Source organism: Pseudomonas sp. PD9R (assembly GCF_019200975.1).
GTDB lineage: Bacteria > Pseudomonadota > Gammaproteobacteria > Pseudomonadales > Pseudomonadaceae > Aquipseudomonas.
This window is the reverse complement of the sequence record NZ_JAHTMR010000001.1, coordinates 965482-986672: the sequence shown is the minus strand read 5'-3', so window position 1 is coordinate 986672 and position 21191 is coordinate 965482. Positions and strand designations below refer to the sequence as shown.

The window sequence follows — 21191 nt, the reverse complement described above, 5'->3', positions numbered from 1 at the left end:
CACTGCACTCTGTCCAACCTTGCAAATGCGGGCTCTCGCCAAGGACGGGCCCAAGATACCGTTCGAACTATACGAGTGAGTGTGGAGGGTAGGAGCACGATCTACATTGCAGGCAAAAAGCCTAAGGAGCTGCGCGGCTTCCAGGTCCCTCCCTCGATGATCAGTCGAGAACTATCGCTCCTGACGGAGCGATAGTCGAGATACAAGGAGCTGCCGCAGGCTGCGATCTTTTGATCTTGCCTTTAGCTGCCTATGTGCAGCGCACGAAGGTCGAGATGGCCATCCTTGAGCGGCGGACACCAATAGTACCCGCCAGTGATCGGTCGGCTGATGCGGTACAAACCGTCGGTGATGCCATCTTCCAGGCCGCTCATGCGGCGCAACTGGACTTCGAACGCATCAAGAGAAAAACCGAAGGCCAGGAACATCAGGCCGGCGCGGTCGCCTTCAATCCACGGCATCGAACGCCGCACGATGAACGCTTCGGGAGAGAAACTTTCCTGGGCGGTGCGTTTGACGTGAGCGGAAATCGGCGCGTCGTCGAGTTCTTCGTTGTCACTCAAACGCCGGCCCATGATGTCGTCCGTTTCATGGGATGGCATCGCATGGAAACCCTTCAAGTCATGCTGCCACTGCTGGATCGCGGCGAAGCTGCCGCCGACCGTGCCATCGGTGCCTTCAGCCACCAGCGCAGCGGCCGCCGCGGCCTCGTCATGAGGGTTTTCGGTGCCGTCTTCGTAACCGGTCAGGTCATGACCGTCGCGGTGGCGGAAGCCTTCGGTCACTTGCACCAGGCGAAAGGCCGGCGCCAAGGCGGCTTCAAAGGCGTTGCTGCGATTGAGCAATTCACCACGGTCGACACCGTGCAGCCAACACCACAGCGCATGCTGGGTCGACGGGTTGTCCACGCCGACGCCGGTCATTGCCGGGAACACCCGCAGGCCTTCGATGTTGCTGTCGAGGGCCTTGACCAGGGATTCGCCGAAACCAACCACCGCCGACTTGCCATCCACCAGTTGCATCAATTTATCGAGCGCGGCCGGCAGTGCTGCGGCGGATTCGAGGGCGAAGAACATATGACGGGCTTGAGGCGGAACTGGGGTGGCGAGAATGCCCGGCTGGTAATGACTCATATGAACTCCTTTAGAAAGAGCGCCAAGTTTAACCGCAGCACTGGCCGTTGTGTGCGCTCAGGTCAAAAGTCCGGTTACAAGAACCGGGCAAAGCGGTCTACGCTTGAAGCACATGATCCAGACCTTCAACCCCTCTACTCTGCCTTTTGCCGCTCGCTTGACTTAAAAAATCGAGTGATTAGGGCGTATAACCTTTAAAGCGAATTCCGAACGGCAAGCCACCAGCGTACGGCTGACATCTCACACGGGGTAGCGACATGACCACAGCAGATATCCTTGGCAACCTGTTTCCCGAGGCCGGCAGCATCCCGGAAAAATACCGTCTGGACGGTCCAACCGAACAGCGTGAATACCTGGTCGACGGTGAACTGAAAACCTGGCCAGGCCCCCTCGCCCAGGTCCGCAGCCCGGTGTACATCAGCGGCACCAATGGCGACGAACAAGTGATCCTTGGCAGCACGCCGTTGCTGGATGCCGAGACGGCACTGACCGCCCTCGACGCTGCCGTGCGCGCCTATGACCGTGGTCAGGGTTTGTGGCCAACCCTGCGCGTGGCCGAGCGCATTCAACATGTCGAGACTTTTCTCCGGCGCATGCGCGAACAGCGCGAGGCCGTGGTGAAACTGCTGATGTGGGAAATCGGCAAGAACCTCAAAGACTCGGAGAAAGAATTCGACCGCACCTGCGACTACATCGTCGACACCATCAATGCCCTCAAGGAGCTCGACCGTCGCTCCAGCCGTTTCGAACTGGAGCAGGACACCCTCGGGCAGATCCGCCGCGTACCGTTGGGCGTGGCATTGTGCATGGGCCCTTACAATTACCCGTTGAACGAGACCTTCACCACGCTGATTCCGGCGCTGATCATGGGCAACACCGTAGTGTTCAAACCGGCCAAGCTCGGCGTGCTGCTGATTCGTCCGCTGCTGGAAGCCTTTCGCGACAGCTTTCCGGCCGGCGTGATCAACGTGATCTACGGCAGCGGTCGCGAAACCGTCAGCGCACTGATGGCCAGCGGCAAGATCGATATCTTCGCGTTCATCGGCACCAACAAGGCCGCCAGCGACTTGAAGAAGCTTCACCCCAAACCTCACCGCTTGCGCGCGGCGCTGGGCCTGGATGCGAAAAACCCCGGCATCGTTCTGCCGGAGGTGGATCTGGACAATGCGGTCAATGAATCGGTAACCGGCTCTCTGTCCTTTAATGGCCAGCGCTGCACCGCACTGAAAATTCTCTTCGTCCACGAAGATGTGGTCGAGGCCTTCATCGAAAAATTCAACGCCAAACTCGCCACCCTCAAACCCGGCATGCCGTGGGACAGCGGCGTGGCCCTGACGCCGTTGCCGGAATCGGGCAAGGTCGCCTACCTGCATGCGCTGGTGGCGGATGCAGTCGGCAAAGGCGCGAAAGTAGTGAACCCCAATGGCGGCGCGGAGCGCGCATCGTTCTTCTATCCGGCGGTGTTGTACCCGGTAACGCCACAGATGCGCGTCTATCAAGAAGAACAGTTCGGCCCAGTGGTGCCGATCGTGCCGTACCGGCATCTGGACACGGTGATCGATTACGTCCTGGAATCGGACTTCGGCCAGCAACTGAGTATTTTCGGCACCAACCCCGTGGCTGTGGGCCGATTGGTCGACACTTTTGCCAACCAGGTCGGGCGCATCAACCTTAACGCCCAGTGCCAACGCGGCCCGGACACCTACCCGTTCAACGGCCGGAAAAACTCGGCCGAGGGCACCTTGTCGGTGCATGACGCATTGCGCGTGTTTTCGATCAGGACGCTGGTGGCGACCAAGTTCCAGGAGACCAACAAAGATCTCATCAGCGAAATCATCAGCGGGCGCAGTTCGAGCTTCCTGACGACTGATTACATTTTCTGAGGAGACGCAACCTGAGCACATCTCGAGTGCCGCCGTTGTTGCGCCGGTTATTGCGCCCGTTGCTGGACCCGTACCAGCGTTATCGCCATGCACGGGTGATCCATGCGGTGCGCGTGTCATTGGGATTGCTGGCATCGATCCTGCTGACCACCGGCATCAACCTGCCCCACGGTGAATGGGCGTCAGTGACGATGCTGGTGGTGATCGGCGGTTTGCAGCACCACGGCAACATTGGTAAAAAAGCCGCCGAACGGGCGATTGGCACCTTGGTCGGGGCGGCGATCGGTCTGCTGTTGGTGATGCAACAGGCCTGGCTCGGTATGCCCTGGTTGACCTATTTCGTCATGGCGGTGATTTGTGGATTTTTCTCGTATCACGCCATCGGCAAAGGTGGTTACACCGCGTTGCTCGCAGCGATTACCGTGTTCATTGTTGCCGGGCACGGCGACAACCCGGTCACCGATGGCCTGTGGCGCGGGGTAGACATCCTGATTGGCATCGCCCTGGCGCTCGCATTTTCCTTCGCTTTGCCGCTCTATGCCGTTTATTCCTGGCGCTACAACCTGGCTGATGCCTTGCGCGATTGTGCGACGGTTTACGGGCGCATCATCGGCGGTCAACCGGTCACCGCTGACGAACACCTTAAGCTCATGGGGCGCCTGAACGTGGTGATGGTGCAACTGCGTTCATTGATGCCGTCGGTGTCCAAGGAGGTGAAGATTTCCATGACCGAACTCGATGCCATTCAACGTCACTTGCGCATGTGCGTCAGCACCCTGGAGATACTCGGCAACACCCGGCCGGATGCCGATGACCCTGACGCCATGGCACATCTGCAATCGGCATTGAAGACAGAGCACCGGCTGATTCGCGTGCAGTTAATGGGCATGGCCCGAGCGCTGAAAACCGGTGCTTCGCAGCGCCTCAGCCGTCCGATCGAACTGCCCGAGGCCAGTCTCGAGGCACCGGTCTACAACTCACTGGACGGTTACCGATTGTTGGTTCGGCATTTAGTGTCCAATATCGGCGAGATGCGCCAGCGCCTCGCCAGGACGGCACCGCGCTGGAACATCTAGCCTTGTTTACTGGCTTACAGTCCGGCGAAACTTGAGGCTCCAGTTCTGTTGCATGCCGGCCGCGGCGAGCAGAATCGCCGCCACGCCAATCCATTGCAGCGGTTCCAGGCGATGGCCGAAGGCAAACCAGTCGACGAAAATCGCCGCGATCGGGTAGATGAATGACAGGGCGCCGGTCAGTGCGGTCGGCAGTTTCTGGATCGCGCCATACAGCAGCACATACATCACGCCGGTGTGCACGATGCCCAGAGTAATCAGACTGGCCCAGGCGCTGGGTGCTTGCGGCAATGCCGAAAAGTGCGCGAATGGCGCCAACAACAGCACACCGGTGCTGACCTGAATCAAGGCAATCAAATGCGGCGGCGTGCCAGTCAGGCGTTTGATAATCAGCGCGGCAATCGCATAAAGGAAAGCAGCACCTAGCGCCAACGCAATACCAATCAGGTATTCGCTACCGCTCTCGCCCTGCCCGCCATGGGCGCTGACAATCGCCAGCATGCCGAGAAATGAAACACCCAGCCAGGCCATTTTCTGCAGGGTGATTTTTTCGTGAAGGAATACGGCGGCCAGGCCCACCAGCATGAACGGCTGTACGTTATAGACAGCGGTGCCGATGGCAATCGAGGCGCGGGAATAGGACGCGAATAACAGCACCCAGTTGCCGACAATCGCCACACCACTGATCACGGCCAACAGAAACGTGGTACGGGTCAGGATGCCTGGGCGCAGGAAGCCGAACGCCGCGCAAATCAGCAACAAGGTCCCGGCGCCGAACAGGCAGCGCCAGAACACCACATCCAGAACCGGTTGCCCTGACACCAGTACAAACCAACCGATGGTCCCGGAGATCAGCATGGCGGCGGTCATTTCGAACGAGCCGCGACGTATTGTTTTGTCCATCTTCAGACTCCTCTGTTAATGGGCAAATTATGCCCAGCCGCTGAGGGGGTTCTCCAGTGCATAAATCAGGCTAGACTCGACATCTGCCTTTTTTATCAAGGTAGTTTTGACTTATTGCCTAACAGAGGTTTTCGCCATGACCGACGACATTGACCAAGTGCTGATCACGGCATTGATGGAAGACTCGCGGCGCTCGCTCAAGGCCTTGGCACAAATCAGCGGCCTCTCTTCGCCCAGCGTAGCCGAACGCCTGCGTCGACTGGAAGAACGGGGTGTTCTCAAGGGCTACACCGTAGATATCGACCCAAAATGCTTCGGCTACCAACTCCAGGCCATCGTGCGCATTCGCCCGCTGCCAGGCCAGTTACAGGAAGTGGAACGGCAAATCATGGCCATTCCAGAGTTTACCGAATGCGACAAGGTCACCGGCGATGACTGCTTCATTGCACGCCTGCATGTACGCTCGATGGAACAGTTGGACACCCTGCTCGACCGCCTCAACACCCACGCCGAAACCAACACTGCAATCGTCAAGAAAACCCCGGTCAAACGTCGCTTGCCGCCGATGGCCTAGTCCTATCATCAAATCGCAGACAAGAAAAAACCCGCCGAAGCGGGTTTTTTTGCTCAAGGCTGACGATCAGTCATCGCGGCCCATGATGCCGAAGATCTGCAACAAGCTGATGAACAGGTTGTAGATCGATACATACAGGCTGATGGTCGCCATGATGTAGTTACGCTCGCCGCCGTGAATGATGGCGCTGGTCTGGAACAGAATGCAGACCGAGGAGAACAGCACGAAACCTGCGCTGATCGCCAGTTGCAGACCGCTGATCTGGAAGAACATGCCCGCCAGTGTCGCACCCAGCAACACGAAGAAGCCGGCGGTGATGAAGCCGCCGAGGAAGCTCATGTCCTTGCGGGTGATCAACACGTAAGCCGACAGGCCACCGAACACCAGTGCCGTCATCGCGAAGGCCGAGCTGACCACTTCAGCGCCGCCCTGCATACCCAGGTAACGATTGAGGATCGGGCCGAGCAGGAAACCCATGAAACCGGTCAGGGCAAATGCCGACACCAGGCCCCAGGCGGAATCACGGAGTTTGTTGGTGAGGAAGAAAAGGCCATAGAAGCCAATCAGCACCACGAAAATGTTCGGGTAACCGACGCGCATCTGCTGGGCAACGAAAGCCATCACACCGCTGAATGCGAGGGTGAGAGCGAGCAAGCCGTATGTGTTGCGCAGGACGCGGCTAACCTCTAGCTGCTCAGCCTGCACGCTGTTATTAACTGCGTAATCCTGTTCGCGCATGGCGACACTCCTGTTGGTTTGAAACGTTCAGTCGCAAAGATCATAACAGACGCTCTGTAACAAGCTATGCAGAGAGTTTGACAGTGTGTTTCATTCAGGTATTATGGCGCCCGCAACACAAACGGAGGTGTGGCCGAGTGGTTTAAGGCAACGGTCTTGAAAACCGTCGACTGTAACAGGTCCATGAGTTCGAATCCCATCGCCTCCGCCATCTTTATACGACAAAGCCCTGATTATTCAGGGCTTTGTCGTTTCTGGGGTTTGGCAATTATTGTTGCTCCGCATTCAGTCATTTCCGTTTCTTTTCTGTCATTTCCGTAATCCTTCCTTTGAAACGCCCCGAAAAATCAGAATTTTTCCGAGATGCGTTTGAGCGGATAATTCGGTTCGCGATAGCCGCCTGGCTTCTGCCGTTTGGGTAATATCACCTTCTCTCGTGCCACAGACTTGTACGGGATGCGGCTGAGCAGATCGGTGATGATGTTAAGACGCGCCCGCCGCTTATCGTTCGAGTTTGCCACCAGCCAGGGGGCATGTTCGGTATCAGTCGCCGTGAACATGTCATCTCGTGCGCGTGAATAGTCATACCAGCGGCTGTACGACTTGAGATCCATTGGGGTCAGCTTCCAGATTTTGCGTCCGTCCTTGATGCGCGCCTCAAGCCGTCGGGTCTGCTCTTCCTCGCTGACTTCCAGCCAATATTTGAGCAGAATCACGCCCGAGTCGACGATTGCGCGCTCCACCAGGGGCACTGCCTTCAGGAAACTGACAGCCTGCTCTTTTGTGCAGAACCCCATCACACGCTCCACGCCCGCACGGTTGTACCAACTACGGTCGAAAATCACCACTTCGCCAGCGGCCGGCAGGTGCGGCAGGTAGCGCTGGACGTACATCTGGCTTTTTTCTCGGTCAGTCGGTGCAGGCAGCGCCACTACACGAAAGACACGCGGGCTCACGCGCTCGGTGAGCGCTTTGATCGTCCCGCCCTTGCCAGCGCCATCACGCCCCTCGAAAACGATACAGATTTTGACGCCCTGGTCTTTTACCCACTCCTGCAACTTGACCAGCTCGACGTGCAGGCGGCGGAGCTGATCAAGATAATCCTTGTTCTTGAGCTTCAGACTTTCAGCAGAATTATGTTTAGGGGCTTTTTTCTTGTCCTTTGCCATAACAAGACCTCACCAATACGCGTCGCTGATAGGTACACACGATAGATGCTTTCTGCTCACCCACCGAGTGCGATGATCGCGGTGATGAGAACAGCGCCGACGACCGCGTATTCTGCAGGCACCCGACCGGCGAAGTGCGCAAAGCCCAGAGGCCAGACGAGGGGTCTTTGCCAGGGCGATCGCAACCCACTTCATTGTAGTTTGAAAAGTCCATTTCGCGCCCTTGCATACCAGGATGGCAAAGACTGCATTAGCAATGCACGCACAAACGCCTGGTTCAGACTTGAGCTCTCTCAACCCGACACTTTTTACAAAGCGCGGGCTTGCGGTTTTACTGGAATGGGATCGAGGGGATAAAGACGATCATCAAACTGATTCAAGCGCGGGTACTGGATTGGCACATCTGCATCGATACTCTCCAGTCGTTGGCGATAGTTGCCCAAAACCTCCTGTCGAGCTTCAGCAGTGATATACGGCACATGCCAACCGACGAAAGGCTTCAACACATCCAGCCCGACATAGGCCAATGTCCCGCGCAAAAGCGGGCGCAACATGTCTTCCAGGCACCCATGGATCGCATGCTCGCCGAACATGTGCTCACGTCCGCCCAAGGTTACCGTCACCAATGCTTTCTTGCCGCTCAGGCCGCCCAGGTCGTAGAAGCGTTTACCGCCGTAGCAAAGGCCTGACACTAATACCCGATCAATCCAACCCTTGAGAATGGCTGGCGTCGAGAACCAGAAAATCGGGAAGTTGAGGATTAGCAGGTTCGCCCATAACAGCTTGTCCAACTCCTGCTGTATGTCGGCGGCAAGGGTCTGCTTTTGGCTGTTTCGTCGTTGTTCAAGTGCGTAGACCAAGTACTCGGGATTTTCTCTGAAGCAGAAGTCCTCCGCACTGGCTACCGGGTTCCAATTCATTCCATACAGATCGGATACCCGAACTTGATGTCCTTGAGCTTGCAGGGTTTCAACCGCTTGCTCGCACAGTGCAGCGGTAAAGGATTTCGGCTCGGGATGGGCATGCACGATTAAAACGTTCATGTTGTTTTCCTTAAAGTTCGAGTGACGTGATTCATGGGTAAAACCGCCGCACGTCATTTAAAAACAATGCGCCGGGGCCTCGTGCTGTGACACCGTCGCCTGCTGGACAGCGTACTGCCACGGTCCTTGCGCCGTTCATCCTTGAGAAAGAAATAAGACAGCGCAGGAATCGCCAACGCGCAAAAGACACCGGTTCGCACCCAAGCGAAAACCGGCGCAAGAACTGTCCATCAAACATCGGACAGGCAGAGAGTGGTGACAAGACAACTAACGGATACCGGCACCCGCCAGCGATTCCGGTGCCCATTGAGTCTTGCTCAGCGCCTCGCTGTACTTGATGCCGCCATATGGGCCTGGAAAACCGACAGCGCTGTAGGTGCCGCCGATCAGGTCGTAGCTCAGATAAGGCGTGGCATCCGGCACCTGCTGGTCATAGCTTTGGCTGAGAAACGCGTAGACGCCTCGGTATAGCTGACCGCTCGCATCATATTGGTCGGATGCCAGAGCGACCCAGCTGTCCTCATCCAGATAAAAGCGCCGCTTGGCGTAAATGTGACGAGCTCCTGGCTTGAGCGTCGCCTCGACCACCCAGACACGATGTTTTTCCCAGCGAACGAAATCCGAAGCCAGATGGTTCGGGGTCATCATCGGCTTCAAATCGTTCTGGTACGTCACACGGTAGGCGTTATATGGAACGATCATTTCCTGCTTGCCCACCAACTTCCAGTCATAGCGGTCCAGCGCACCGTTGAATACAAACGCATCATCCCAGGTGGCGGTGCCGGCGGTACCCGGGTTCGGCGTATCGTAGGCCAGGCTCGGAGCCAGCTTCACGCGGCGTTGCCCTGGCAGGTATTGCCAGCCACGGCGTGGTTGTTCCAGCGGATTGACCGCATCGCGCAGCAGCACAGCCTCACCGGCACGACGGGCCGGACCGGTGTAAGCCAACTTAATCTGATAATAGGTGTCCGAGGCCGCGAGCATCTTGGACAGGTCGTCATAGGCGGCATAGTTGATCTGCGCGCTGCCGGTTGTGGCCAGGCTGGCTACACCGGCCGAGTCGACGTTCCAGTTGTCGTATTTGCTCTGGATGTTGACGCCCTGGTAGCGCAGCAAGTGGTTCCAGATAGCCTCGGCGCCTGTCTTCGGGATCGGAAATGGAATGCCTGGCAACGCATTTTCGATGGTATTGCCGCCGTCGGTCGAACGCGTTGCGGTGGCATTTTTTACCGTGTTGTCCAGCACACCCTGCGGCAATGCGGCAGTACGATGGGTAGGGAAGACTTCGATTTTAAAGCTGGGATAACGCTTGGCCAGTTCGGCGGTCACCGCGGTCAGTTGCCCCTTGTACTGGTCGACATTCCTGGCATCGATCACCACCAGTGGTTTTTCTGCAGCGAACGGATCAGGACGCACTTTGTCGCCCACCTTGAAACCGGCTGGAGGGGTGGTCAAGCCCCCCTCATAAGCCGGAATGGAACCGTCGGCATTACCGGCTTTCTCGGCGCCGATCCGGGTCAACTGGTTACCCAGCCTGGCCGCTTCGGTAGCGTCAACAGCTGCGTGGGAAGGCCCCGCAAGGGCCAGGGCCAAGGAGGCGGCCATCAGGGTGTAGGCGAATTTCATTTTATTGTGCTCCTGCTTGCGCATGGCAATGGGTGGATCAGAAGGTGGTTTTCAGGGTCAGGTAGAGGGCTCCCCGATCCTCGGTGGCACCGGCACCGGAAGCGGACGCATAACCACCCCCGTAGCAGGTGTAGCGCTGTGTGCCATCCAGGGCGTTAGGCGTTGCACCATCGTTTGCGCCGTCGTCGCATTGGGTGGTTTTGCCGAAGGCGTCGACGTACTTGAGGTCGACGTAGTACTGGTTGTAGATGGCAGCGCTGATCCCGACGGCGTAGTTACCGGCATCTTCCGCACCACCTGCTACCACAGGCGAAACGCCGTCGATGCCGACGTTGACCGACATCGGTGCGCTCAGGTCCACGCCGGGAAACACCTGGTACCAGGTCGGCGTGAAGTTGACGGCGATACCCCAGTTGTCTCGGGTAGGTTTGTCGATGCCGCGATAGGTGTCTTCACCCTTGTAGAGCGCCTTGTTTTTGCTATCGAGGCTCAACAGGTTGCTGTAATACAGCTCGCCCAGCAGGCTGGCCGAATCGAAAAACGGAGTGTCGGCGATCGCGACCAGGCCATTGATGGTCCAGTGCAGCGTGTCGCCGGTGGCGGCGAGGCTGTCACCGTCCTTAGGCACATCTGTGATCACGCCGGTAGCCGGACTACGGGCAGGAAGCAGGCCAAGACCTGCCGCCAACCCACCGGCTCCCGGGGCACTGATAATCGCCGGAATGCTGGCCAGAGGCATGTTGTGGCGAATGTTCAAATCACTGCCGATGCTGACACCGCCCACCTCCTTGGACAGACTCAGGCCGTAGATGTCGATGTCATCGCCATAGGCGAATTCATAGGAAGTGGTGCCGATCGAGTTACGCAGCCCAGCGACTCCGCCCACACTGGTCAGGCCGCGGGTGTCCAGGACGGCTTGCGGGAGAATGTCCGAGGTTCTGCGGTAGTAAGCGCCCAGTGTTCCGTCCAGCCACTCGGGCGACCATTTGACCATCAGCCCCCAGTCACCCTGATTGTCCGGAGTGAAGTCATGGCCGCGTCGAACGGTCGTCAGTGTGCCGTTCGGACCCGCCAGTCCCGCGCCACCAGTATGCCCCAGCAGAAACGACTGAGCGCCGAAGCCCACCACATCGGAACCGCTGTAGAAGGTACCGGCCTCAGGCAAACGAGCGCCTTCCCAGTCAAGGAAATACTGGGCACCGAAGGTCAGTTCGGGGGTAAGGGTGAAGGTGGTTGAAATCTGGTTGCGCGGAACGAACAGTTCCTTGGCTTCTGTACCGGGCGATGCTGCCGCCTTGGCCAGATCGAGGGACGCCTGGCCATAGCTCAGCGAATGCACCGGATTGAGAACTGTCTCGCCCCAGAACACATTATGTTGGCCGGCCTTGATACTGAGCTGGGAATCGTCGCCAACCTGGGTGTTGTAGAACACGAAGGCATCAAGGACTTCACCAGAAGGGCCATTGTAGTAACGCTGGGCATAATTGCTCAGGTGCGGGCTACCGAAAATAGCGGGCGCGACGGGACGCCCGCCAAACCCGGAGATCGACGAATAATCATCGTTGCCATTGACGAACGGGTTGGAGTTCGAGCCGGTATTTTCATAAGCCTTGTCGTACCAGCTTGCAGTGCTGACACGAAAACCCGTCTTGCCTTGATAGACCACATCCAGTTCAGACAGTAGATCGACACGGTTGGAGATGTTGGTGCCGGCCTTGCGGAAGTTGAAATCACCGTCGTTACTGTTGGGCGTACCCAAGAGGCGCTTGTCGGCACTTTCCGTACGCACGCCATAGTTGTATTTGACGGTGTTGTCGAAACGGACGGACCAGTCTTCGCTGCCAGTGTCCAACTCGAAAGCGTGGGCGGCCGGCAGGCTCGTGGCCAGGATAGCCGTGGCGAGCAGCTGGCGCCGCGCAGACAGGGGATTGCGACTCTTCATCGGGTGATACACCTTTATTGTTTTTGTTGTGGCTTGACGTCAGGCATGGCGGACGTGCTCCTGCCTTGCAGCAAACGAAGGGTAATAGGGGTTCATGCTACGGGTGGGTACGCGCTGGTCCCGGAACTCACTCTAAGAGCCCGGCCTCGATCCGGATTGACTTATCGGGGCATCGGTTTGACATTTCGGGACGCCGGACAGGCGGTCCGGAAAAACCCGAATGCGGGATGCATACGGACCCGATCAGGCCGGTCGGTATCGGCAAGACAAAAGATCGCCGCCTTCGGCAGCTCATGAAGCTCGTGGGGACCATGCGATATCGGCGGTGAACCCGATCAATGTAGGAGCTGCCGAAGGCTGCGATCTTTTGATCTTGATCTTCTTGCCCCTCGAGAGGCTTCGTTCCGGTTCTGCGCAGTGAGCACCTCGGCATGAATGCCGAGGTAGCCGCGCACGGCCAGGGATGGTCGATCACGGCGGGCCCACGGTGCAGGACCGGAGCGAGGCACCGAACGAAAGGGGCAAACGCGCTTGATTACTTGGCGCTTTTCCAAGTGACCCGCTGTAAAAGCGGAACCAATAGTGGCCGTTACTGCAGGAATGGTTATGGACACCTGACAGGACAAGGCACCTGACAGACCATCGCGAGCATGCTCGCGCCTACAGTACATGGGGGCATTCGCTAGCGACCGGTCAGGTCGACGAATCGCTGGCAACCTGTTTGCTGCGGTTGCGCCATTCCCGGGGCGAACAACCGAATTCGGTGCAAAACCAGCGAGTAAATGACGTCGGAACCGCGTAACCAATCATCATCCCCACTCGTTGCAGGGAATAATTTTTGTTTGCCATGTAGTGCAAAGCAAGTTCGCGGCGCACAGCATTCAGCAGCTCGGAAAATGTCTGGCCGGCTTCGTCAAGTTCTCGTTGCAGAGTTCGCACGCTGACGCCTTTGGCATAGGCAACCTGATGGATGGTGGCGCGCCCGACCGGCATCAACAAATAGATTGCTTTGCGCACATCGAAAATCACCGAAAGCTCACTGGCTCCTGCCATTGAGTCCATGAACTGGCGAGCGTAAATAGCCATCGCCGGGTCGGCTTGCGGATTGAGTTGATCGATATCCGCGGCATTACAGACGATGCCATCGAACTCGGCGTCGAACACCACCCGGCATCGAAAGAATCGCGTGTAGTCCTGCAGGCTTGCCGGGGCTTCATGGCTGAAATGGATGCTGCGCGGATGCCAGCCGCTACCCATAAGCGATTTACAGGTGCGGTGGAGGATGCCAATCGCCAGTTCGGCGGCTTGACGCTTGGGTACGCCCGCCTCGGCCATGATTTCATCGCGGATCAATACCGTGTTTCCCATCGTTTCCAGGTTCATGACCAGCGTCCGATTGAGCAGATGCCGATACTCGATGCTGGTGAGCAGCATATCGCGCAGCGTGCGCTGATGGCTGAACAGCAAGCTGATGGCACCGAGATCCGACAGTCGTCGGGCCTCTGCCATGCGCAGGCCAAAGGTCGGGCAGGATGAACGCTCTGCCGAGATTTCCAACAGCTTGAGCGCCGCCTCCAGCGGCAGCATGCACTCCGGGTCGTTCAGCGTGGCCGGCGTCATACCGACACCTTGCAGCATCTCGGTCGGATTCAAACCAAGGCTCTGGGCCACCTCCCTGTAATTCTTGAGTGTTGCAGCTCTTACGAATGCTCCCATCGCACATTCTCCAGTGATGTCGGCCGCAATATCAGTGAGGCCTGCAATCGACTATATGGCACCGATTGAAAACTCACGCAACGCTGGCGCTGGCACGTAATGAAAGGTTTTTGGCACGCATTGAGAGGTTCTCACCTGTCAGCAGCCTCAAAGTACAAGCCATGAACCCGCGTCATCAACGCCTTGAAAAGCATAAAAACAACAACAGACTGGAGACATGCATGAACTTTCTCGACGGCTCCCTGCACCCCGAAAATCAACAGAAGCTCGTCATCACCGTTGCTCCCTACGCACCTGAATGGATGCCTTCGGATTTCCCTGAAGACATTCCCGTCACCATGTCAGAGCAGGTTCAGATGGCGGTCGACTGTTACAACGCGGGCGCCACTGTGCTTCACCTGCATGTACGCGAACTGGATGGCAAGGGCTCCAAACGACTGTCCAAGTTCAATGAATTGATCGCCGGCGTCCGCGAAGCGGTACCCGACATGATCATTCAGGTCGGAGGCTCGATTTCCTTCGCCCCGGAGCACGATAGCGATGTCGCCCAATGGCTCTCCGATGACACACGGCACATGCTTGCCGAACTCTCGCCCAAGCCCGACCAGGTGACGATTGCCATCAACAGTAACCAGATGAACATCGTCGAACAAATGTGCGAAGCCGATCTCGCCGGCACCAGCATTGCCACGCCCGAGATTTATCGCGCCTACCGCGAGATGACCATTCCAGCCGGCCCGGAATGGGTTGAAGAACACATCAGACGCCTCTCGGCCAATGGCATTCAGACGCAATTTCAGCTCGGCAACATCCCCTCGTTCGAAACGGTCGAACGCATGATGCGCCGCGGCGTGTGCAATGTGCCGCTGGTCCTGACCTGGGTGGCGATTGGTGGTGGCTCCGACGCGCCCAACCTCTACAACCTGGCGAACTTCGTGCGCGCCTGCCCGGACGGCGCCGTGCTGACGTTGGAAACCGCCATGCTCAACGTCTTGCCGCTGAACGTCATGGCGATTGCCATGGGGATGCATGTGCGTTGCGGCACCGAGGACAACCTCTGGACGCAAGGTCGTGATCGCAAGATGAGCAACGTCGAGCAGATCGAGCAACTGGTGCGCATTTCCAGGGAAATGGGTCGCGAAGTGGCCAACGGCAAAGAAGCCCGCGAGATCTACAAGATCGGCACGTTCTACAAGGACGCCGAAGAGACGCTGGCCCAGAACGGTTATGCACCGAACCGCAGACCCGGCCAGAAGGGCTTCACCCAGTTCGGCTGAGTCGAACCTTGCGGTGCGCACGCTTGCAGTACCTGCCTGCGCCCCGCAAACCCTCCTACACGTCATTTCAACAGCTGCGATTGAACGCCGCCGCAACAAGAGGAAAGACTCCGTGACTGTGCATGCGCCAATGGAAGTACGCAGCGACACCTGGCGACGTGTCGCCCGCCCCTACGCCTGGGTGGTCTTCGCCCTGACCTTCGGACTGCTGCTGTCAGACTTCATGTCCCGGCAGGTATTGACGGTGGTTTTCCCGCAGCTCAAGGCTGATTGGGGTCTCTCCGACTCCGAGCTTGGCGCACTCTCCGGTATCGTGGCCCTCGCCGTCGGTGTGCTGGCTTTTCCCCTTTCGGTCGTCGCTGATCGCCTGGGTCGCATCCGCAGCCTCGTCCTCATGGCCGCTCTCTGGAGCCTGGCCACCCTGGTGTGTGGCTTCGCTGCCAACTATCAGGAAATGTTCGTGGCACGCTTCTTCATCGGCGTCGGCGAGGCGGCCTATGGCAGCGTTGGGCTGGCTGTGGTGCTCAGCATTTTTCCGCCGCAGCAACGCGCCACGATCACCGGCGCGTTCCTCGCGGGGAGCATGGTCGGTTCCGTGCTGGGTATTGGGCTGGGCGGAGTACTCGCGACATATTTTGGTTGGCGCGCGTCCTTCGTCGGCATGGCCATTTATGGCACCGTACTGACAGCTGTGTATGCGCTGGTCGTCAGGCCTGCTCGCCTTGAACTGTCTCGTCAGAAAGCTGGCTCGGGTCTGCCCGAAACCCATCCTGCGCTCAAAACCCTGTTCTCGACGTCGTCGGTGCTTAGCGTCTACATCGGCAGTGGTTTGCAGTTGTTCACCGTCGGCGCCTTGCTGACCTGGCTGCCCAGCTACCTGAATCGTTTCCATGACATACCCCTGACGAACGCCGGTGCAATCGCGGCCATTTTCATGCTCTGCACGGCGATCGGCATGCCCCTGTGTGGCGCCATCGCCGACCGGTTGTGCCACGGTTCTCCAACGCGAAAAATCAGGTTGACCATGGGCTACTGCCTGCTTTGCAGTGCCCTGCTCACGCTGGCTTTTCAGCTGCCGGTGGGCATGGCACAACTGGTGATGATTGGCCTGGCCCTGTTCGTTGGCGGTGGCATTGTCGGCCCGTCCGGCACGATGGTCGCCGACCTGACACCGCAAGCCCTGCACAGCACCGCGATGGCCACACTGGCCATTGCCAACAACCTGCTGGGAATGGCCCCCGGCCCCTTCGTCACCGGTTGGCTCGCCGATCGCATTGGGCTGGCCTCAGCGCTGCAATTGCTGCCATTGGTTGGCGTTGCCGCCGCGCTGGTGCTGATGGTGGGGGTGCGTAACTACCACCACGATCTTCAGCGCGTCTGTGCTCAACCCTGTTCCTGAGACAGGTGCCATCGCACGAAGAGGCCTTGCCATTGCATCGAGGTCACCGAGGGCAGTGTTCGAATCGCTCTACCCACCCCTAATCACCCGCCACCAATAACTTCAACAGCAGGTTGATCATGACCCAGACATTCACCGCCGCCCGTCATTGGCAACAGAGTTACGACGCCCGCGTACCGGCTGATATAGACCCCGACGCCTGGCCTTCGGTGGTCACGATGGCCCAGGACGCAATGCAGCGCTATGCCCATCACACCGCATTCCGCTGCTTCAAGCACTCACTCAGTTACGCCGATGTCGACCGGCAGTCCTGCGCATTTGCCGCCTACCTGCAGCACAACGGCGTGCAACGAGGCGATCGGATTGCGGTCATGCTACCCAATATCCCGGCATTTCCTGTGGCCATGTTCGGCATCCTCCGAGCCGGCGCCGCTCAAGTGAATGTCAATCCGACATACACCTCGCAGGAGCTCTTGCACCAGCTCAACGATGCAGGGGTCCAGACCATTGTCATCATCGCCAGTGCGCTCCCGACCCTGGAAGCGATACTGATCGGCACCACCATCAGAAAAGTCATTGTGGTAAACCTCTGCGATACCCTGGCCGGGGCAGTGGCGGGCGGCGCAATGGATATCCAGTCCTCAATGCAGCTGACACGTTTTATCGACGCTTTGCGTGAAGGCTGTACGTTGCATCTGACACCGGTCAACCTGACGGGCGATGACTTGCTCTTTCTGCAGTACACCGGCGGCACCACCGGCCCGTCAAAAGGAGCCGCCCTGTCTCACCGCAACCTGATCGCCAACATCATGCAGGCGCGCGCTTTTCTCCCTGACATGTTCGACACTGACGGCGACAACGTGGTGGTCACCGCACTCCCGTTATTCCACGTCTTTGCTTTGACGATCAATCTGCTGATCTGCTTTTCGGTCGGGGTCGAAAATTGGCTGATCCCCGACGCACGCAACAGCGATGATCTGGTCGACACCCTGATCGGCGCCCGGCCGACACTGCTGACCGGGGTCAATACTCTGTACGCCGCGCTGGTTCGCCATCCACGCATCAGCGAAGTGGATTTCTCGCGCTTGCGTCTGGCCATTGGCGGCGGCGCCGCCGTACTGCCGGCGACTTCGGCACAATGGAAGCACATCACCGGTCAGGAAATCCTCGAAGGCTACGGGCTCTCCGAGACCTCGGCCATTCTGTGTCTGAACGTGATGGGGCGAAGCAAATTTTCTGCGGCAGTCGGTTTACCTTTGCCATCGACCGACATCGTGTTGCTCAAGGACGATGATCAACCCGCCGCGCTCGGCGAGGCCGGAGAAATTTGCGCCAAGGGGCCACAGATCATGTCTGGTTACTGGCAAAAGCCCACGGCCAACGCCAACGCGTTTACCACTGAGGGTTACTTTCGCACCGGTGACATCGGCATTTTTACCGCCGACGGCTTGCTCAAGATCGTCGATCGCAAGAAGGACTTGATCATTGTCTCGGGTTTCAACGTCTACCCCAATGAGGTCGAGGTTGTTGTCGCCAGTTGCACAGGTGTCAGCGAATGCGCCGTGATCGGCAGACCGGATGAACGCAGCGGTGAGTCCGTGTGCCTGTACGTTGTCAAGGTCGCCAATACCACGCTCGATGAAACCATGCTGATCCAGTATTGCCGCGCGCACCTTGCGGCCTACAAAGTGCCCCGCGAGGTGCTGTTCCTGGAAGCGTTGCCCAAATCCACGGTGGGCAAGATATTGCGTAGAGACTTGCGGGCTCTGGCGATATCGGGCGCGTCGACTGAAACGTCCTCGGACAGTTAAGCAACCTGCGTCAGATCCGCAGCGGTTGGCATCAAATGAAAGGTGGCTGGCATCAAATGAGAAGTTCTCAAGCAGCCATCGCCCTAGAGTGAATCATCTCAATGCAGGACTGTTGAGGTAAGTAAGCGAAGGCCGTTTCGGCCTTCGCCTTGGATGGATGAAATCAGTAAGTGCCCTGAACCGGGCCCTCGGCGGCCAGCTTCTGCGCTTCCTCGATAAGTAGTGGCGCGCCGAGCGCCATGCTGTGAATGCCCAGTATCGAGGTCAGTTGCAGCACCGCCAGTATTTCCTCGACGCTGGCGCCAACTTCCAGTGCCTTGCGGATGTGGCGACGGACACCCGGAGCATACATATGGGTGCAGGACGCATCGACGGCGATGGCGATCAGCTCGAAGGTCTTGGGTTCCAGAACCCCCTTGCGGATCGGGTGTGTGGCCATGCCGAGAAACTTTTCCACCCACTCGGCGTCCAGCTCGGTCAGCGAGTCCCAAACGGGATTCCAACTTCCAGCATGACGCATGGCATCGCAGGTAGGCGTGTCGGGTTTGGTCTTGTCTTCATTCATTTGCAGCGCCTCGAGGGTCAGGGGTTGCTTTCAACTGTAGGCGTGCAGACGCCATCAGTATTGACTATAGGGGGCACAGCCATGACATCTCGGGACACGTGCAACGGAGGGGCAAATCCTCAATGAACGGCCTTGTTCGCAGTGCCAGCCTCACCAACTACGCGGAAATAGCCCGCTCGTTAAACGTCGACCCCTTGGAGCAAATGCGCCTTGTCGGTCTTGACCCGCGCTGTTTGCTCCAGCCAGACCTGAAAATATCCATCGAAGCAGTAACACGGTTGCTGGACAGTTCAGCGCGTGAGGCCGGCGTTGAAGATTTCGGCCTGCGCCTGGCAGAATACCGCAGTGTTTCCAATCTCGGCCCCTTGGCCTTGTTATGGCGCGAACCAACGCTGCGTAAAGCGCTGGGGGCGCTCCAGGAATTTCTCTATCTGCACAATCAGGGTTTGGTGCTGGATATCGAAGAAAGCGGCGGCGTGGTGGTACTGCGGCTAGAGCTGGTGACAGCCTGTCAATTGTCTGTGCGCCAATCGGTGGAACTGGCGGTAGCGGTTACCCATCGACTATTGAAGACGTTACTGGACACCCACTGGCATCCTTCCGCGGTCTGTTTCCGTCACGGCGCTGCGATGGACGATAGCCGGCACCAACGTGTGTTCGGTACCGCAGTTCAGTTCAACTGTTTCATGGACGGCATTATCTGCCGCAGCTGCGATCTCGACCGGCCCCTGCCCAGTGCCGATCCGCAAATGGCCCGCTACGTGAATCAATATCTGAAAAGCATTCGCGAAGATTCCCGCACAGCCCTGCGGGCGCAGGTACAGCAGATGATCTGGACATTGCTGCCCACTGGACGCTGCTCGGCAGAGCAGGTGGCGGCTCACCTGGGACGTGACAGACGAACGCTGCATCGGCAGCTTTTGCGCGAGGGCGAGACGTTTTCTTCACTGCTGGATCAGGTGCGTGGAGAACTGGCCACGCGTTACCTGGCAAACCCCCAACATCCTTTGAGCGAGATTGCTGGCGTTCTGGGTTTCTCCGAGCTAAGCGCGTTCTCCCGCTGGTTCAGTCGGCTCTTCGATTGCAGTCCATCAAGCTGGAGAACACTCCCCTCCTCGATAGCCGTAAAAAACCCGAGACCTCAGTTGTTCAATTCGGGAATGCCTGGCATCTAAGTGTGGCGTTAACCAGTCTCGGCTGACACAACTGCAAGGCGTTTCTTGCAGATGTATGGCTCGTACCTGCTCATATGCTCATACAAACTGGAAACGCCGACATTTCGCAGGGTGCCGCCCGGCATTTTGCCCACACATAATGGACTTACAACAATAAAGGGGCTCACCCTGAGGCACGTAAGCCATGTACAAAGACCATATCGTCAAGGCTCGTATGACTGACAGCGCCGTGTTCATGGGTGCGGTCGCTGTCGTCATTTTCATCATCACGCTTGTCTGCGGCGCGGGCGAAAGCCGCCTTTCCAACATGATGGGACCGATCGTTCTTGACCTGAAAGCGCCTCTGGCGCGTGACATTGCAGTCGGGGGCACTTTCACCATCACGGTTGTGCTGAACCTGTTCATCCTTGGCCGGTTCCCCTTGCGAGCGCAGATCATTACGGTCTGGTGCGAATTGCTGGTGCTGTTCCTTTTGTTCTTCGACACCTTCAATCTTTCCTACAGTTTCATCGCGACCAAAGTCGGCTTCATGATTACCCAAGGGGTTTTCACTACCGTCTACGTGTCGGCTATTTCCATTGCCATTGCGTTCGTCCTGGCCTTGTTGGGAGCAACAGCCCGCTTATCTTCCAATGGCTTCGCGATTGCTATCGCCAGTTTCTACACCTCGTTCTTCCGTGGTGTTCCGCTACTCATCCAGATCTATCTCATTTACCTGGGTATTCCTCAACTCGGCTACGTGGTCGGGGCTGTCCCCGCAGGGATCCTGGCGCTCTCGCTTTGCTATGGCGCCTACATGACAGAGATTTTTCGTGCCGGGATCAGCAGTATCTCGAAGGGTCAGTGGGAAGCCTCACGTGCGATTGGCCTGAACCCGTTTCAAACGATGACCCGGGTCATTCTTCCTCAGTCCATGCGCCTGATCATTCCCCCAACGGGCAATCAGTTCATCTCGATGCTCAAGGACAGCTCGCTGGTGTCTGTGATCGGGGTCTGGGAGTTGATGTTCCTGGCGCGGACACAAGGACGTGCCGAGTTCCGGCACCTGGAAATGCTCATCACCGCAGCCGTGCTGTATTGGCTGCTATCGATCGTGCTGGAAACCGTCCAGGCCCGTCTGGAAAAGCACTTCAATCGCGCCCATCGCTGAATCAGGAGCATTAC

The 21191-nt window shown here is 58.0% G+C and carries 17 protein-coding genes and 1 tRNA gene; 9 read left to right on the top strand and 9 right to left on the bottom strand.

From position 1 onward, the window contains the following. Positions 1-242: 242 nt before the first annotated feature. Positions 243-1133 carry a Dyp-type peroxidase gene (locus tag KUF73_RS04475; protein ID WP_218436816.1) on the bottom strand — a complete coding sequence of 297 codons (891 nt, stop codon included), beginning with the start codon at positions 1131-1133 and terminating at the stop codon, positions 243-245. Between the two features lie 257 nt (positions 1134-1390). On the opposite strand from KUF73_RS04475, the gene KUF73_RS04470 reads away from it, so the two are divergent. Beyond that, complete coding sequence (locus tag KUF73_RS04470) at positions 1391-3016, top strand: NADP-dependent glyceraldehyde-3-phosphate dehydrogenase (RefSeq protein WP_218436815.1); 1626 nt, start codon at positions 1391-1393, stop codon at positions 3014-3016. Positions 3017-3051: 35 nt separating this feature from the next. After that, entirely contained in the window at positions 3052-4092 is a 1041-nt protein-coding gene (locus KUF73_RS04465; RefSeq protein WP_218436852.1) for an FUSC family protein, read from the top strand. Between the two features lie 6 nt (positions 4093-4098). On the opposite strand, the gene KUF73_RS04460 is transcribed toward KUF73_RS04465, so the two are convergent. Continuing rightward, positions 4099-4992 carry a DMT family transporter gene (locus KUF73_RS04460; RefSeq protein WP_218436814.1) on the bottom strand — a complete coding sequence of 298 codons (894 nt, stop codon included), beginning with the start codon at positions 4990-4992 and terminating at the stop codon, positions 4099-4101. Positions 4993-5128: 136 nt separating this feature from the next. Between KUF73_RS04460 and KUF73_RS04455 the strand changes: the two genes are divergently transcribed. Continuing rightward, entirely contained in the window at positions 5129-5566 is a 438-nt protein-coding gene (locus KUF73_RS04455) for an Lrp/AsnC family transcriptional regulator (RefSeq protein WP_218436813.1), read from the top strand. A 66-nt stretch (positions 5567-5632) separates the two neighbouring features. Here the strand turns inward: KUF73_RS04455 and KUF73_RS04450 are convergent, their stop codons facing one another. Then, positions 5633-6304 carry a Bax inhibitor-1/YccA family protein gene (locus KUF73_RS04450; protein ID WP_218436812.1) on the bottom strand — a complete coding sequence of 224 codons (672 nt, stop codon included), beginning with the start codon at positions 6302-6304 and terminating at the stop codon, positions 5633-5635. Positions 6305-6427: 123 nt separating this feature from the next. Here KUF73_RS04450 and KUF73_RS04445 point away from each other — a divergent pair. Continuing rightward, positions 6428-6515, top strand: a tRNA-Ser gene (locus KUF73_RS04445). A gap of 136 nt (positions 6516-6651) precedes the next feature. On the opposite strand, the gene ppk2 is transcribed toward KUF73_RS04445, so the two are convergent. From ppk2 to KUF73_RS04420, 5 genes are all read right to left on the bottom strand, one after another. Then, positions 6652-7473: a polyphosphate kinase 2 gene (ppk2, locus tag KUF73_RS04440; RefSeq protein ID WP_218436811.1), complete on the bottom strand. Its 822-nt coding sequence runs from the start codon at positions 7471-7473 to the stop codon at positions 6652-6654. Positions 7474-7781: 308 nt separating this feature from the next. Then, positions 7782-8516, bottom strand: a complete 735-nt coding sequence (locus tag KUF73_RS04435) for an NAD(P)H-dependent oxidoreductase (protein ID WP_218436810.1) — start codon at positions 8514-8516, stop codon at positions 7782-7784. Positions 8517-8783: 267 nt separating this feature from the next. After that, complete coding sequence (locus KUF73_RS04430) at positions 8784-10142, bottom strand: DUF1329 domain-containing protein (protein ID WP_218436809.1); 1359 nt, start codon at positions 10140-10142, stop codon at positions 8784-8786. A gap of 37 nt (positions 10143-10179) precedes the next feature. Next, positions 10180-12084: a DUF1302 domain-containing protein gene (locus KUF73_RS04425; RefSeq protein WP_218436808.1), complete on the bottom strand. Its 1905-nt coding sequence runs from the start codon at positions 12082-12084 to the stop codon at positions 10180-10182. A gap of 693 nt (positions 12085-12777) precedes the next feature. Then, positions 12778-13800 (bottom strand): AraC family transcriptional regulator, encoded by a 1023-nt coding sequence (locus tag KUF73_RS04420; RefSeq protein ID WP_218436807.1) that lies wholly within the window; start codon positions 13798-13800, stop codon positions 12778-12780. A gap of 221 nt (positions 13801-14021) precedes the next feature. On the opposite strand from KUF73_RS04420, the gene KUF73_RS04415 reads away from it, so the two are divergent. The 3 genes from KUF73_RS04415 to KUF73_RS04405 all read left to right on the top strand — a co-directional run bounded on the left by KUF73_RS04415 (position 14022) and on the right by KUF73_RS04405 (position 18287). Then, the gene (locus tag KUF73_RS04415) at positions 14022-15077 is read left to right on the top strand and encodes a 3-keto-5-aminohexanoate cleavage protein (protein WP_218436806.1); all 1056 of its coding nucleotides are present in this window, start codon (positions 14022-14024) and stop codon (positions 15075-15077) included. Between the two features lie 130 nt (positions 15078-15207). Continuing rightward, complete coding sequence (locus KUF73_RS04410; protein WP_218436851.1) at positions 15208-16476, top strand: MFS transporter; 1269 nt, start codon at positions 15208-15210, stop codon at positions 16474-16476. 119 nt (positions 16477-16595) lie between these two features. Further along, positions 16596-18287 (top strand): AMP-binding protein, encoded by a 1692-nt coding sequence (locus KUF73_RS04405; RefSeq protein ID WP_218436805.1) that lies wholly within the window; start codon positions 16596-16598, stop codon positions 18285-18287. Positions 18288-18450: 163 nt separating this feature from the next. Here the strand turns inward: KUF73_RS04405 and KUF73_RS04400 are convergent, their stop codons facing one another. Then, positions 18451-18852 (bottom strand): carboxymuconolactone decarboxylase family protein, encoded by a 402-nt coding sequence (locus KUF73_RS04400; RefSeq protein WP_218436803.1) that lies wholly within the window; start codon positions 18850-18852, stop codon positions 18451-18453. A gap of 122 nt (positions 18853-18974) precedes the next feature. Between KUF73_RS04400 and KUF73_RS04395 the strand changes: the two genes are divergently transcribed. Together KUF73_RS04395 and KUF73_RS04390 are read left to right on the top strand one after the other, a co-directional pair. Then, entirely contained in the window at positions 18975-20027 is a 1053-nt protein-coding gene (locus KUF73_RS04395; RefSeq protein ID WP_218436802.1) for an AraC family transcriptional regulator, read from the top strand. Between the two features lie 184 nt (positions 20028-20211). Beyond that, the gene (locus KUF73_RS04390; protein WP_218436801.1) at positions 20212-21177 is read left to right on the top strand and encodes an amino acid ABC transporter permease; all 966 of its coding nucleotides are present in this window, start codon (positions 20212-20214) and stop codon (positions 21175-21177) included. Positions 21178-21191 lie beyond the last annotated feature (14 nt).

Bases quoted from the DNA above. Each gene is read 5' to 3' on its own strand.
- KUF73_RS04410 (WP_218436851.1), top strand. From the start codon at position 15,208: ATGGAAGTACGCAGCGACACCTGGCGACGTGTCGCCCGCCCCTACGCC.
- KUF73_RS04405 (WP_218436805.1), top strand. From the start codon at position 16,596: ATGACCCAGACATTCACCGCCGCCCGTCATTGGCAACAGAGTTACGAC.
- KUF73_RS04460 (WP_218436814.1), bottom strand. From the start codon at position 4,992: ATGGACAAAACAATACGTCGCGGCTCGTTCGAAATGACCGCCGCCATG.
- KUF73_RS04425 (WP_218436808.1), bottom strand. From the start codon at position 12,084: ATGAAGAGTCGCAATCCCCTGTCTGCGCGGCGCCAGCTGCTCGCCACG.
- KUF73_RS04415 (WP_218436806.1), top strand. From the start codon at position 14,022: ATGAACTTTCTCGACGGCTCCCTGCACCCCGAAAATCAACAGAAGCTC.
- KUF73_RS04390 (WP_218436801.1), top strand. From the start codon at position 20,212: ATGTACAAAGACCATATCGTCAAGGCTCGTATGACTGACAGCGCCGTG.
- KUF73_RS04450 (WP_218436812.1), bottom strand. From the start codon at position 6,304: ATGCGCGAACAGGATTACGCAGTTAATAACAGCGTGCAGGCTGAGCAG.
- KUF73_RS04475 (WP_218436816.1), bottom strand. From the start codon at position 1,133: ATGAGTCATTACCAGCCGGGCATTCTCGCCACCCCAGTTCCGCCTCAA.
- KUF73_RS04395 (WP_218436802.1), top strand. From the start codon at position 18,975: ATGAACGGCCTTGTTCGCAGTGCCAGCCTCACCAACTACGCGGAAATA.
- ppk2 (WP_218436811.1), bottom strand. From the start codon at position 7,473: ATGGCAAAGGACAAGAAAAAAGCCCCTAAACATAATTCTGCTGAAAGT.
- KUF73_RS04470 (WP_218436815.1), top strand. From the start codon at position 1,391: ATGACCACAGCAGATATCCTTGGCAACCTGTTTCCCGAGGCCGGCAGC.
- KUF73_RS04430 (WP_218436809.1), bottom strand. From the start codon at position 10,142: ATGAAATTCGCCTACACCCTGATGGCCGCCTCCTTGGCCCTGGCCCTT.
- KUF73_RS04435 (WP_218436810.1), bottom strand. From the start codon at position 8,516: ATGAACGTTTTAATCGTGCATGCCCATCCCGAGCCGAAATCCTTTACC.
- KUF73_RS04400 (WP_218436803.1), bottom strand. From the start codon at position 18,852: ATGAATGAAGACAAGACCAAACCCGACACGCCTACCTGCGATGCCATG.
- KUF73_RS04455 (WP_218436813.1), top strand. From the start codon at position 5,129: ATGACCGACGACATTGACCAAGTGCTGATCACGGCATTGATGGAAGAC.
- KUF73_RS04420 (WP_218436807.1), bottom strand. From the start codon at position 13,800: ATGGGAGCATTCGTAAGAGCTGCAACACTCAAGAATTACAGGGAGGTG.